The following is a 14619-nucleotide window of genomic DNA, read 5'->3' as shown; positions in this document are numbered from 1 at the left end:
TCGAATTCCCGCACTCGCCAATACTTTTTTCGTTAGCTGTAATCTTTAATAATTGACCACAAAATTCCAATTGGCGTCTTTTCAATATACTCTTTAAAATTCCATAAACCAAAAAAAGGCATTCCTATAAATAAGAACAAAAAATAAGATAATTTATAATTGAAAAATTTCATAATCTTAACAAAAGTATTATTCACTATAATTTTTTTATTAAAATTTTCCAAACTTTGATTATCGATTAAAAAAGGGAAAACAATTGAAATTAAGTTAACCATAAAAAACCATCTAGAAAAATCAGCAGCTATAATACAAAGCATCAATAAAATAAAATTATTTAGGACAAAAGTAGCAATGAAAATATTTTTTCTAGTGTTTTCTATTTTATTTATTATTATCCCTACAATAAAATAGAAATTCAGTAATATAACAAATAAATAATTTAAAGCAGAATTAAAATTCCATTTCGATGATTTAAAAACTATAGTTGACCTTACATATAAAATTCTATCTAATCTGTCTAGATAACTTTTTATATTGGAATCAATTAAATTCCATGACTCAATTATAACTTTAGAATCTATTTTATAACCTGAGTATTTATAGGTTATAAGAAAAAGAACTGTGTTTATTACTATTAACATTAAACTGATCAACCTATACTTTTTAAACACGAAAAGTAGTGCTAATGGAACTAAAGTGAGAAAGAAAAATATTTCATGAAAAAACATACTGAAAATTGAAACACCAAAAAGTATAAGATATTTTAAAATCCAATTTTTCATTTTAAATATAATATTAAATTGCATTAATATCAATAAAAGAACATATAAATCTTTTCTAAAAATACTTCCATAATAAATTTCGGATAATAATACCGGCATAGAAAAAATTACAATCCATAAATATTCTTTGTCAATTAAAAATTTAATTAATAAAATGAAAAATAAAGTTATCACAAAAATTGTTGCAATAGGAATAACTATTAGTGGCGAAATTTGTAGATACATTCCAATATTGTACAATAACTCACCATCAATTCCTCTTCTGACAAATCCGTCACAATAGTTGAGAAAAAACTCTTTAAAATAGAAATTATTTAAATTATAATAATACAAACTATTTATAATAACAATACTAATTACTAAATAATACACGGAATTTAATAACTTTAATCGTTTCATAATTGCAAATATACACAAAAACACTACAGCTAACATTGATAACCATTGCACAACTTCAATCTTCAGATAAAAGATAAAATAAATGACCTCGCTTAAGTCTTTTTAAGCGAGGTTAGTTTTTGATTGACATATTCTTACACGCAATAATCTTTAAGGAGAAAAACTTCTAAAATAATAAAGATAAATGATTAAGTGCCAATTAATATCAATCTGGCAGGCGCAACAATTAAATCACTTCAATTGGAGTCTATGATTTCCAAGAAAGGTGAGTTTTCTGCAACAGTTCAATTTAACGCCGATAAACCTTATTCTGTAGAATTACTGTTTGACAAAAGCAATAGCAATCAAAAAACCCAAAATCCATTACAAGAGATTCCTAAAATTTTTAGAGGGAAATAATTGGATAAAATACAACAAACCCTCCTAATCTGGAGGGCTTTATCATTATGCTTTTAATACTTTAAAGCTTGCATTGATTTTTTCAATTAGTTCATTCATCATGATAATAGATTAAAATTTCTAGGTAAAGGTAGAAAAGAGAAATTTTATGTTTTCATTTATTTGAATATCATGCAATTTCATATAAAACAAAAGCCAAAACTTGTTCAGTTTTGGCTTTATTCATCATAAATAACTGCTAATCAGTTGACATTGCAGAGAGGAAGGGATTCGAACCCTCGATAAAGTTACCCCTATACTACCTTTCCAGGGTAGCTCCTTCAACCACTCGGACACCTCTCTTTTCGAGGTTGCAAATATATGAATTTATTTGATAAATACTATTTTTAATGGAAATTTTCTGTTACTTCCCCACATATATTCTTAGAGAACATATCTGAAAACGAGGCAGAATTATTAGGATTATTAAGTAGATACATCGCTTTAGTAATTGCAGCCTCTGCCGTCATGTTTTTCCCATTAATTGCACCAACTCTAGTGAAAATATTGCTGTTGCTATATTTACCAAAGCTAATACCGCCAGATACACATTGGCTGATGACGATAATTTCTACGTTTCTCTCTCTTAGAAGTTGCAATACACGCTCAGTCTTATCATTATTGAATATTGTACCTGATCCGAAAACCTGAAGAATTACAACTTTAATATCTTTAACATCTAATAAAAAATCGAAATTCATTCCTGGGAAAATCCTCCAAAACAAAACATTTTCATCCAGGTGAGTATCTAGATAAAAATCTTGATTAGTATGGCGTAAAAGATTTTCTTTTTCAATATTTAGATGGACACCTGATACTCCTAATACTGGATAATTTGGACTTTGATAAGCATCAAAATACTCTGCAGAAACTTTAAGACTTCTATTGCCACGTAATAGTTTGTACTCAAAATATAGAGCTACTTCTTGTATAACTGCTTCATCATTATCATAATGACTTGCATAATAGATACTTGTCAATAAATTTTCTTTAGCATCAGTCCGCAGGTCTCCAATAGGTAACTGAGAACCTGTAAGAATAACTGGCTTTTTAAGATTACGAAGCATAAAACTAAGCGCAGAAGCAGTATAAGACATCGTATCTGTACCGTGGAGAATTACAAATCCATCAAATATCTGATAATCCTTCTCAATAAACTGTGCAATCTTTTGCCATTCTTTAGGCCCCATATCAGAAGAGTCTACGGGATTATCAAAAGATTTTACAGAAACCTCACATTCCATAAGGTTCATTTCTGGCATTCTTTTAAAAATATTAGAAAAATCAAATGGAACAAGACTTCCTGTTTCATAATCTTTCTCCATACCAATTGTACCGCCAGTGTAGATAATTAAGACCTTTCGTTTCATCTTTCAAAAATAAAGCTTTAATCTGATTTTCTTTCAATAAAAATAGCCCATCTCTAAAGATAGGCTGTTTTTACTTGAATTCTTTTTATTCTCAGTAGGTTAAATAATACAAAAACTATTTAACTAAAAGTATACTATGGATTTGATCTGCAAGACTAGTCCCTATTCTATCTTGAGCTTCTAATGTTGCAGCACCTGTATGTGGTGTTAATGAGATTTTAGTATGTTTTAGTATGTCTTGTGAAGGCTTAGGTTCATTCTCGAAAACATCTAAACCAGCGAATGATAACTTTCCAGAATCCAAAGCCTCTAACAAAGCTTTCTCTTCTACAACGCCACCTCGAGCACAATTAACAATGGCGGCACCATCTTTCATCATTGCGATTTCTCTTGCACCAATTATGGGTCCATCTTGAGCAGGTACGTGCAATGTGATAAAATCTGCATGCGAAATCAATTCTTCTAAAGGTTCTGTCTCTATCTCAACATTGATAAATTGATTATTATAAAAATCAACCCTTACACTTGCCTTACCAATTCTGGTATCAGAAGCAATCACTTTCATTCCTAACCCTAACGCTATTCTCGCTACTTCCTGACCAATTCTCCCTATACCAACAATCCCTATAGTTTTCCCTCTGAGTTCTATTCCTTTTTCGTAGGCTTTTTTCAAACTCGCAAACTCCACATCACCAGATGTAGGCATTGCACGATTGGCTTGCTGAAGAAATCTACAACCAGAAAATAAATGTGCAAAAACTAATTCTGCTACAGACTCAGAAGAAGCTGCTGGTGTATTAATAACATGGACTCCTTTCTCGCGCGCATAAGCAACATCAATATTATCCATACCAACACCTCCTCTACCTATAATTTGCAAACTAGAGCAAGCATCTATAATATCTTTGCGCACTTTCGTTGCGCTACGTACCAAGATTACGGCTATCTTATTTTCATTAATATAATCAATAAGATTCTCTTGGGCTACTTTTTTTGTAATTACCTCATATCCTTTTTCTACCAAAGCATCAATACCGCTTTGTGTAAGGCCATCATTAGCTAATATTTTCATTATAATAATTTATTTTGGAGCTTATACCTGCTGTCACTACTCGCTATCTTCCCCCATCCCCCACATCAATGCTCAAGCAGAAAGATGAGCTCAGACATACCGTTCCATCAGGGCTAGATAAGCGCGATTAGATCTGAGTAATCGTTAAGATATTTAATCTTTAAATACTTCTATGGTTACTTGTTTTTCTATCATATCGGTAAACTTTCCTTTGTAACGTGTTGCTTTTACAAGGTGATTATCAATCCAGTGATAATTGCCACCTCGTGGTTTACCACATAAAACACTATGGTACTTAAATCCATTTTGGTCCAACCACTCTTCTGTAATTTTCTTTAAATCCTCTGTTCTAGAAGTAAAAAAACAGATCTGATGACCTTCGTCATACCAACGGTTGATAGTTTCTAAAGCATCCGGAAAAGGTTCGCAGGTACGCATACGCTCCGGCTCTTCATTAGGGATGTCATCAGTAATTGTTCCATCAATATCAATAAGATAATTTTTAACACCATCCTTTAATATCGGGCTTAGATGTTCTATGTATTCAAGTTCCATATGTAAAAATCAAGTGGCAAAATTAAGCATTAATTAGCAAACAGAGCAATTGATATCAAATTATTAACATAAACTTTATTATACAACACTATTCTCAATCCAACAACAATAAAAATTAACAAACCCGAAAACTAAAATTATCACGTTTTATCATCTAATATCTCATGATGTGATGAGTTTTTTTTTATATTTGATAGAAATAAAACTATGGAAAAGAAGCTAAAACTGTGGGATGCCATAATGATTGTCATGGGATCTATGATTGGCAGCGGGATCTTTATTGTAAGTTCTGACATTATGCGTAATCTAGGCTCTGGCTATTGGATGTTGGTTGTCTGGATTATCACTGCTGTTATGACGGTATCTGCTGCAATAAGTTATGGTGAACTATCTGCAATGTTTCCTAAAGCTGGTGGTCAATATACCTATATCACAGAAATCTTCGGAAAAATGATGGGATTTCTTTATGGATGGGGACTCTTTACAGTTATCCAAACCGGGACAATTGCTGCTGTGGCAGTAGCTTTCGGGAAGTTTACCGCTTATCTTATTCCTGGTCTTAATGATGCCGCACCTATTTTTCAACAAGGAAGTTTCAAAATTACATGGATTCAGATATTAGCAATTGGTATTATTTTGTTACTCACTTTTATCAATACCAAAGGTGTCCAAAGCGGTAAAATATTACAAAATATCTTTACGTCATCTAAAATTATTGCGCTTTTAGGGTTAATTGTATTAGGCTTTGTTTTGGTAGATCACTCACGGTTATCAGAAAATTTCCAGATGGGATGGCAATCATTTCAGGACTTTGGACAAGAAATAAATGGACAAAAATTAGCTACCAATTGGAGTAGTATTTCTGGCACTTTAATATTAGGCGGAATAGCCGCTGCAATGGTTGGTTCAGTTTTCAGTTCTGTAGCTTGGGAAAATGTAACCTTTATCTCGGGCGAAATAGAAAATCCTAAAAAAAATGTTGTCCGCGCTATGATTATTGGGACTTCAGCAGTTATGATTTTATATTTATTAGTTAATCTAGTCTATCTTAATACATTAACTCGAGACGAAATTGCCTTTGCTCCCAACGATCGTGTTGCTGTGTCTGCCGCCGAAAAAATTTTTGGTAATGCGGGCACCTATATTGTTGCTATATTAGTTATGATCTCTACTTTCGGTTGCGTTAACGGAATTATATTGTCAGGTAGCCGAGTATTTCAAACGATGGCAAAGGATGGATTATTTCTAAAGCAAGCCATCAAAAATAATAAAAATAATGTTCCTGCTAATTCCCTTTGGATGCAGGGTGTCTGGGCTAGTTTATTGTGCCTTAGTGGACAATATGGCGATCTTTTGGATATGATATCTTTCGTAATCGTTTTATTTTATATGATTACAGTTATCGGAGTTATCTACTTAAGAATTAAAAAACCTAACTTAGAACGTGGTTATAGAACATGGCTTTATCCCATGACACCTATCTTATATCTAGTGATTGGTATATCTTTTTGTATTTTACTTTTCATTTTCAAACCCAATTACACATGGCCAGGTTTAGGATTAATACTATTAGGATTACCTATCTATTTCATTTTTAATAAAAAATAATTTAATAAATTTAAAAATGAATATAATCAAAAACATACTATCAGACGACCGACATCGCCCTTATCCAATACCCAATAAAAAATATAAATATTATCAAGAATGGAATAAAGCGATCTTTCTACATTGGAAAGTAGATTACGATCAATTAAGACCATTAGTTCCTTCTGCATTCAATTTAGATAATTTCAATGGTGACTATTACATTTCTATTGTTGCCTTTACCATGGAAAAAATTAGACCAAAATCACTTCTATCTATTTCATTTTTGTCCAATTTCCATGAAGTCAATGTCAGAACTTATGTAGAAAACGAAGGCAAAAAAGGAGTTTATTTTCTTAATATTGAAGCAGAAAAACTTCTTGCCTGTATCATTGCCAAGCAACTTTCTGGTCTTCCTTATCAAAAAGCAAATATTCTTCGAGACAAAAACAAATTCTATTCTCAACTTGACACTAAAAATTTTAAACTTTCAATTGACTTTAAAATTGAAGAGAATCTCACAGAAAAATCAGCATTAGACCTATGGTTAACAGAAAGATATTGTCTATATATAAATACTAAAAATCGAAATTATAGGTATGATATTCATCACAAAGAATGGGAAATTAACAATATAGAATTGTTTAATCTAGAAACCAAATACCAACTAGGAAGCATCAACTTACAACAACGTAAGCCAGATATAACACATTATTCCAAAGGCGTTCAAGTTATTGCTTGGGAGAAAACAAGACTGTAACAATAAGGAAAGTACAAAAAATAAAAACATACTATTTTTTGTTACTAAATTTTCTTTCATACAATACTTACAATCTAATCTTTTTCTATGGCGCTTGCCCTATCCTTCCTTGCTTAAGTCCAGGCTTAGGCTATGTCACCGGGCTATCCGCTACTATCTTTTTCTTTTTACAGTGTCTATCTTTCGTTGTTTAGGACTTCGGCAGCTCAAAATCTATTACAATAATCACCAGAAGCCAAAAGAAAAAGGATAACCGCTTCTATCCCTAGCGCGAGAACGATGCGACAATTCGAGGATATGGAGATACGGTAATATGACGATTTGTTGATTTGCTGATGCGGTATATGCCATTTCGTTTCTCATGTCTTTTCATCACATTTCTAATATCTAACTTCTAAAGTTTAATATCTTTCGTCATTTTTCAAAAGTATGGACCAAAAAAAAGCTCAATCAACTAAATGATTGAGCTTTTAAAAAAAACTGGCGGCGACCTACTCTCCCGCGTTAGCAGTACCATCGGCGCTAGAGGGCTTAACTTCTGTGTTCGGAATGGGAACAGGTGAGCCCCTCTGCTAAAACCACCCTAAATAAGGTATATTTTAGTTTTGGGTATTTAGTTTTGGGTATTTAGCATTCATACTAAAAACAATACACTAAAAACTAAAAACTATGTTTATCGATAAAAACGTTCACAAAGACAAAACCTTTGGCGCGCAAACTTGCGCTTTACAATAGGCTATAAATCTACGGGTAATTAGTACTACTTGGCTATGACATTACTGCCTTTACACCTATAGCCTATCAACGTGGTCATCTCCCACGACCCTTAAAAGAAGTCTAATCTTGCGGCGAGTTTCGCACTTATATGCTTTCAGTGCTTATCTCTTCCAAACGTAGCTACTCAGCGGTGCACCTGGCGGTACAACTGATACACCAGAGGTTTGTTCAACACGGTCCTCTCGTACTAGAGTCAAGTCCGCTCAAACTTCTAACGCCCGCAATAGATAGAGACCGAACTGTCTCACGACGTTCTGAACCCAGCTCGCGTGCCACTTTAATGGGCGAACAGCCCAACCCTTGGACCTTCTCCAGCCCCAGGATGTGACGAGCCGACATCGAGGTGCCGAACCTCCCCGTCAATGTGAGCTCTTGGGGGAGACTAGCCTGTTATCCCCGGAGTACCTTTTATCCTATGAGCGATGGCCCTTCCATACGGAACCACCGGATCACTATGTCCTGCTTTCGCACCTGATCGACTTGTTGGTCTCACAGTCAAGCACCCTTATGCCATTACACTCTACGCACGGTTACCAAGCGTGCTGAGGGTACCTTTGAAAGCCTCCGTTACTCTTTTGGAGGCGACCACCCCAGTCAAACTACCCACCACGCAATGTCCTTCTAAAAGAAGTTAGGCTCCAAGTAAGTAAAGGGTGGTATTTCAACGTTGACTCCACAAACACTAGCGTGCCTGCTTCAAAGTCTCCCACCTATCCTACACATTACTTACTCAAAGTCAATACGAAGTTATAGTAAAGGTTCACAGGGTCTTTCGTCCCATTGCGGGTAATCGGCATCTTCACCGATACTACAATTTCACCGAGCTCGTGGCTGAGACAGTGCCCAGATCGTTACACCATTCGTGCAGGTCGGAACTTACCCGACAAGGAATTTCGCTACCTTAGGACCGTTATAGTTACGGCCGCCGTTTACTGGGGCTTCAGTCAAACGCTTCGCTTACGCTAACGCCCTTCCTTAACCTTCCAGCACCGGGCAGGTGTCAGACCCTATACAGCATCTTTCGATTTAGCAGAGTCCTGTGTTTTTGATAAACAGTCGCCTGGGCCTCTTCACTGCGGCCAACATTGCTGTTGGCGTCTCTTCTTCCGAAGTTACGAGACTATTTTGCCTAGTTCCTTAGCCACGACTCACTCGAGCACCTTAGGATTCTCTCCTCGACTACCTGTGTCGGTTTTGGTACGGGTTGCTTCACTTCGGCTTTTCTTGGAAGCGCTTTCCTTACAACAACTTCGCCCGAAGGCTAGGTCTTGACTATTCCGTCAGTCTCCAGTAAGTACGGCACTCCGTCCCCTTTTTAGTGTGAGCAAGTATGGGAATATTAACCCATTGTCCATCCACTTCCACGTTCGGGTTCGCGTTAGGTCCAACTAACCCTCAGCTGATTAGCATGGCTGAGGAAACCTTAGTCTTTCGGTGAGGGGGTTTCTCGCCCCCTTTATCGTTACTTATGCCTACATTTTCTTTTCTATCCGCTCCACAATACCTCACGATACTGCTTCGGCGCAAATAGAATGCTCTCCTACCAGATATACCCCTAAGGTATAAATCCATAGCTTCGGTAATATGTTTATGCCCGATTATTATCCATGCCGGACCGCTCGACTAGTGAGCTGTTACGCACTCTTTAAATGAATGGCTGCTTCCAAGCCAACATCCTAGCTGTCAATGCAGTCCAACCGCGTTATTTCAACTTAACATATATTTGGGGACCTTAGCTGTTGGTCTGGGTTCTTTCCCTCTCGGACATGGACCTTAGCACCCATGCCCTCACTGCCGTAGAACATTTATTAGCATTCGGAGTTTGTCAGGAATTGGTAGGATTTGACTCCCCCGCATCCAATCAGTAGCTCTACCTCTAATAAACTTATATACGACGCTGCACCTAAATGCATTTCGGAGAGTACGAGCTATCTCCCAGTTTGATTGGCCTTTCACCCCTACCCACAAGTCATCCGAAGACTTTTCAACGTCAACCGGTTCGGTCCTCCACTTTGTGTTACCAAAGCTTCAACCTGCCCATGGGTAGATCACAAGGTTTCGCGTCTAATACTACTAACTAAGCGCCCTATTCAAACTCGCTTTCGCTCCGGCTCCGGACCTGAAGTCCTTAACCTCGCTAGTAACATTAACTCGTAGGCTCATTATGCAAAAGGCACGCCGTCACTCAACTTGTGAGCTCCGACCGCTTGTAGGCGTACGGTTTCAGGTTCTATTTCACCCTTCTATTCGAAGTGCTTTTCACCTTTCCTTCACAGTACTTGTTCACTATCGGTCTTTCAGGAGTATTTAGCCTTGGAGGATAGTCCCCCATATTCAGACAGGATTTCACGTGTCCCGCCATACTCATTTATCATCTAAATATACCTTTCGAATACCGGGCTATCACCGTCTACGGCTGTTCTTTCCAGAACATTCTTCTAAATATATAAAGACTTTTGGGCTAATCCGCGTTCGCTCGCCACTACTTACGGAATCTCTTCGATTTCTTTTCCTCCGGGTACTTAGATGTTTCAGTTCTCCGGGTTTGCTTCTCAATGTAAACATCAAGATGACTGGTCTTCAACCAGACGGGTTGCCCCATTCGGACATCTGCGGATCAATTCGTGTGTGCCGATCCCCGCAGCTTTTCGCAGCTTACCACGTCCTTCTTCGCCTCTGAAAGCCTAGGCATCCGCCATACGCCCTTAACGATTTCTTTCCTATTGGTTACTCAAGCGCTTGTTTGCGCTCGGTTTTCTCTTTGTGATGTCTTTACCGTTAATGTCAATGATCTTTGTTTTCTTCTTATTTGTCTGATGAACAATTGTTGTTTTTGGCTCCAATCGTAACTTTTAAATCAAACTCCTAAAACTGTGGAGAATAAGGGAGTCGAACCCTTAACCTCCTGCGTGCAAGGCAGGCGCTCTAGCCAGCTGAGCTAATTCCCCCTCTAGTTAAGATGTTAGATGATAGATATTAGATATTAGACTTTTGCTTGCGCATATATCTAACTTCTAAATTCTGACCTCTAACCTCTATTCCAATTAGTAGTCTCGGGCAGGCTCGAACTGCCGACCTCTACATTATCAGTGTAGCGCTCTAACCAGCTGAGCTACGAGACTTCGTTTTAGATGTTAGATAATAGAGGTTAGACTAATTTCTAACTTCTAATTCCTAACTTCTTTTTCCAAATCTCTTCCCTATACTAATTTCTAGTGGGTTTATCTTTTTTTATATATCCAACCGAGTAAAAAAACCAAAACTTGTAGTTTTGTCTAAGGTCTTGTTGTCAATCTAATGACTTGTACGTTTTTCGTCTTAAAGACGCTCTAAAATGAGATGTTCCAGCCGCACCTTCCGGTACGGCTACCTTGTTACGACTTAGCCCTAGTTACCTGTTTTACCCTAGGCAGCTCCTGTTACGGTCACCGACTTCAGGTACCCCAGACTTCCATGGCTTGACGGGCGGTGTGTACAAGGCCCGGGAACGTATTCACCGCGCCATGGCTGATGCGCGATTACTAGCGATTCCAGCTTCATAGAGTCGAGTTGCAGACTCCAATCCGAACTGAGAACGGCTTTCGAGATTTGCATCCAGTCGCCTGGTAGCGTCCCTCTGTACCGTCCATTGTAGCACGTGTGTGGCCCAAGGCGTAAGGGCCGTGATGATTTGACGTCATCCCCACCTTCCTCTCTACTTGCGTAGGCAGTCTCACTAGAGTCCTCAACTTAATGTTAGCAACTAGTGACAGGGGTTGCGCTCGTTGCAGGACTTAACCTAACACCTCACGGCACGAGCTGACGACAACCATGCAGCACCTTGAAAATTGTCCGAAGAAAAGTCTATTTCTAAACCTGTCAATTCCCATTTAAGCCTTGGTAAGGTTCCGTCGCGTATCATCGAATTAAACCACATGCTCCACCGCTTGTGCGGCCACCGTCAATTCCTTTGAGTTTCATTCTTGCGAACGTACTCCCCAGGTGGCTAACTTATCACTTTCGCTTAGTCTCTGAAACCTAAATCCCAAAAACGAGTTAGCATCGTTTACGGCGTGGACTACCAGGGTATCTAATCCTGTTCGCTCCCCACGCTTTCGTCCATCAGCGTCAGTTAAAACATAGTGACCTGCCTTCGCAATTGGTGTTCTAAGTAATATCTATGCATTTCACCGCTACACTACTTATTCCAGCCACTTCTACTTTACTCAAGACTTGCAGTATCAATGGCAGTTCGACAGTTAAGCTGCCGGATTTCACCACTGACTTACAAGCCCGCCTACGGACCTTTAAACCCAATAAATCCGGATAACGCTTGCACCCTCCGTATTACCGCGGCTGCTGGCACGGAGTTAGCCGGTGCTTATTCATATAGTACCTTCAGCTACTTACACGTAAGTAGGTTTATCCCTATATAAAAGAAGTTTACAATCCATAGAACCGTCGTCCTTCACGCGGGATGGCTGGATCAGGCTCTCACCCATTGTCCAATATTCCTCACTGCTGCCTCCCGTAGGAGTCTGGTCCGTGTCTCAGTACCAGTGTGGGGGATCACCCTCTCAGGCCCCCTAAAGATCGTAGACTTGGTGAGCCGTTACCTCACCAACTATCTAATCTTGCGCGTGCCCATCTTTATCCACCGGAGTTTTCAATAAATCAAGATGCCTTGACTCATATTATGGAGTATTAATCCGAATTTCTTCGGGCTATCCCCCTGATAAAGGTAGGTTGCACACGTGTTACGCACCCGTGCGCCGCTCTCAATGTCCCGAAGGACATCTACCGCTCGGCTTGCATGTGTTAGGCCTCCCGCTAGCGTTCATCCTGAGCCAGGATCAAACTCTCCATTGTATGTTGGTTTATCCTTAAACTCTACTCAATCCTAAAATTGACGCTTTGGTTTTTTTTCCTTACTTGGTTGTTATATGTTATTTCAATGATCTATATTCTTCTCGCTTTTCTATCAGGAATCTTCTCTGTCAGTCGTCCCTGATTTGCGAGTGCAAAAGTAAAAACTTTTTCCGATATACACAACTCTTATTATTACTATTTTTCTTAGCCATAATAATCATCATCACACATCTTATACTCTACTCCTACGCTTGCTAATCTATCTCGATTTGCGTTTGCAAAAGTAAAACTTTTTATCAATACTCGCAAATAAAATTTGTATTTATTTTTTGAGAATCTTTATAGTTTATGTCATCTTTACTGTCTTCTGCGCCGCTCTTATCTCTAATTGCGACTGCAAAGGTAAGCCCTTTACATATCTCCCGCAAACTTATTGTGAACTATTTATTAACGCATCCTTAAACACACTGAAATTCAATGCTATTTTTTTAATCTTAGTCTTCAGACATGGATATGGGATTCGAAGATTGGAAAATGCAACGATGATACAATACAGCGAGAGGCTATATAAAATAAACCTATCTAATTAGTCAGGCGCATCTTTTTTAACGGGAAGAATACGATTTTAAATAATGAAAGTAAGCTTGTAAAGCTATTTTTTTATTATGATAAAGGTTATTAAAACTCATTAAGCGTTAAATAAAGATTCATATAATATACATTTGCCGGAGCATTACTAATATTCATAAAATAAACTCTCACTTGCGATGTAGAAATTAATCGACTACTTACAACTGCAAAATTATTATTGAACTCATTAGAGTTATTGGATGGCGATACTGTCACGGTAACCCTAGTAGAACTTGGCTGACTTGTATTAGGAATATTAAAATCAATATAATTAACACCATTAGCAGGAATATCAACAAAGCTAACACCAGTTTGTACCTCAAAACTAATCAAATTCTTTTGTATCGATCCATTTGTTCCTAACTTATAAGATCCTGAAACATCTATCTTCGTATTTGTATTAGGCGTATTAGTCCCGATACCAACATTAGTCAACTCATCTCCCAAGACTAAAGCTCGCTGTTGAGAAGTCTTAGCGTTATGTCCTATTGCAACAGAATACTGTCCTGTTGCAGAAGCTCCTGCCCCTATTGCGATAGAACTCTGATTAGCCGTTTTCGCACTATTCCCTAAAGCTATTTCGTCATTAGAGCTTGTTGATGCATCACTCCCAATTGCAACAGATTGATAACCTGAAGCCAAGGAGCCATTACCAAATGCAATATTACGCATGCCATTAACACCTAATCTACCTGCTATATTACCATTGACCTTAAAAACTAAATCATCATAAGTAGCTGTACCAATAGACATTGTCGTTTTGTCACCACTATTATTACCTCCATTATCTCCTGATAAAGACCAATTAAACTGTGAGGAACCACCGTTACCATTTCCTACAGAAAGAGAATTCCATTGATTATTGTTCCAATAAAAAAATCCTTGAGGAGAAAGTCCTTCATTACCATTATTCCATACTAGCAAGCCTACAGCAGGATTAAGAATGGTAGATGTATCGGTAGTAGATTTCAATCCAACTTTTGTCATCAAGAAACCTTTGTTATTACTTTCTAAATGTAAAATAGAAGAAGCATCCGGATCAGACGTCCCAATACCAACTTGCCCTAATAGTACATTACTATATAACACAATGCCAAAGAATAGTATTTTATTTAAATTCATCATCTGTGTGTAATCTCAGACCGCAAAATTAAAAACATAATAAAACACAAACATTACCTTATGATAATAAATTAAAAAAACAATATATTAATTAACACTATTTGCTAATTAAACCTATTTATTTAAGATTATTTTCAATTAAAACAATCAAAAAGCATAAAAAAAAACTCATTCAATGTTTTTACACATAATAAAATATAAATATTTATCATTTAATTATATATAATTTTAAATACATTTAATTATAAATAATATAATTTGTAAGATCATTTAATACAA

The 14619-nt window shown here is 37.2% G+C and carries 8 protein-coding genes, 3 tRNA genes and 3 rRNA genes; 3 read left to right on the top strand and 11 right to left on the bottom strand.

The window, feature by feature from the left end; genetic code table 11:
• Positions 1-32: 32 nt before the first annotated feature.
• Positions 33-1181, bottom strand: coding sequence for a hypothetical protein (locus ACQQ6V_RS02790; protein WP_448844065.1), 1149 nt, complete (start codon positions 1179-1181; stop codon positions 33-35).
• A 192-nt stretch (positions 1182-1373) separates the two neighbouring features.
• On the opposite strand from ACQQ6V_RS02790, the gene ACQQ6V_RS02785 reads away from it, so the two are divergent.
• On the top strand, positions 1374-1580 hold the full coding sequence (locus ACQQ6V_RS02785) for a hypothetical protein (protein WP_448844064.1): 207 nt from the start codon (positions 1374-1376) through the stop codon (positions 1578-1580).
• A 255-nt stretch (positions 1581-1835) separates the two neighbouring features.
• On the opposite strand, the gene ACQQ6V_RS02780 is transcribed toward ACQQ6V_RS02785, so the two are convergent.
• The 4 genes from ACQQ6V_RS02780 to ACQQ6V_RS02765 form a co-directional block, all read right to left on the bottom strand.
• Positions 1836-1922: transfer RNA gene (locus tag ACQQ6V_RS02780), tRNA-Ser, on the bottom strand.
• 44 nt (positions 1923-1966) lie between these two features.
• Positions 1967-2989, bottom strand: a complete 1023-nt coding sequence (locus tag ACQQ6V_RS02775) for an asparaginase (protein ID WP_448844063.1) — start codon at positions 2987-2989, stop codon at positions 1967-1969.
• Between the two features lie 115 nt (positions 2990-3104).
• Positions 3105-4061 (bottom strand): D-2-hydroxyacid dehydrogenase, encoded by a 957-nt coding sequence (locus ACQQ6V_RS02770; protein ID WP_448844062.1) that lies wholly within the window; start codon positions 4059-4061, stop codon positions 3105-3107.
• Positions 4062-4214: 153 nt separating this feature from the next.
• Positions 4215-4616 carry an LNS2 domain-containing protein gene (locus ACQQ6V_RS02765; RefSeq protein WP_448844061.1) on the bottom strand — a complete coding sequence of 134 codons (402 nt, stop codon included), beginning with the start codon at positions 4614-4616 and terminating at the stop codon, positions 4215-4217.
• A gap of 207 nt (positions 4617-4823) precedes the next feature.
• On the opposite strand from ACQQ6V_RS02765, the gene ACQQ6V_RS02760 reads away from it, so the two are divergent.
• Both ACQQ6V_RS02760 and ACQQ6V_RS02755 read left to right on the top strand, forming a co-directional pair.
• The gene (locus tag ACQQ6V_RS02760; RefSeq protein ID WP_448844060.1) at positions 4824-6224 is read left to right on the top strand and encodes an APC family permease; all 1401 of its coding nucleotides are present in this window, start codon (positions 4824-4826) and stop codon (positions 6222-6224) included.
• Between the two features lie 16 nt (positions 6225-6240).
• The gene (locus ACQQ6V_RS02755; RefSeq protein ID WP_448844059.1) at positions 6241-6963 is read left to right on the top strand and encodes a YqjF family protein; all 723 of its coding nucleotides are present in this window, start codon (positions 6241-6243) and stop codon (positions 6961-6963) included.
• Positions 6964-7441: 478 nt separating this feature from the next.
• Here ACQQ6V_RS02755 and rrf read toward each other — a convergent pair.
• The 6 genes from rrf to ACQQ6V_RS02725 form a co-directional block, all read right to left on the bottom strand.
• A 5S ribosomal RNA gene (gene rrf / locus ACQQ6V_RS02750) occupies positions 7442-7549 on the bottom strand.
• A 148-nt stretch (positions 7550-7697) separates the two neighbouring features.
• Positions 7698-10459 (bottom strand): 23S ribosomal RNA (locus ACQQ6V_RS02745).
• A 155-nt stretch (positions 10460-10614) separates the two neighbouring features.
• Positions 10615-10688: transfer RNA gene (locus ACQQ6V_RS02740), tRNA-Ala, on the bottom strand.
• 100 nt (positions 10689-10788) lie between these two features.
• Positions 10789-10862, bottom strand: a tRNA-Ile gene (locus ACQQ6V_RS02735).
• 210 nt (positions 10863-11072) lie between these two features.
• Positions 11073-12588: ribosomal RNA gene (locus ACQQ6V_RS02730) — 16S ribosomal RNA — on the bottom strand.
• Together the 16S, 23S and 5S rRNA genes with 2 tRNA genes alongside form the textbook arrangement of a ribosomal RNA operon.
• Before the next feature lie 678 nt (positions 12589-13266).
• Positions 13267-14343: a phage tail-like protein gene (locus ACQQ6V_RS02725; protein ID WP_448844058.1), complete on the bottom strand. Its 1077-nt coding sequence runs from the start codon at positions 14341-14343 to the stop codon at positions 13267-13269.
• Positions 14344-14619 lie beyond the last annotated feature (276 nt).

Source organism: Chryseobacterium electrogenes (assembly GCF_053553015.1).
This window is presented reverse-complemented; position numbering and strand designations above follow the sequence as displayed.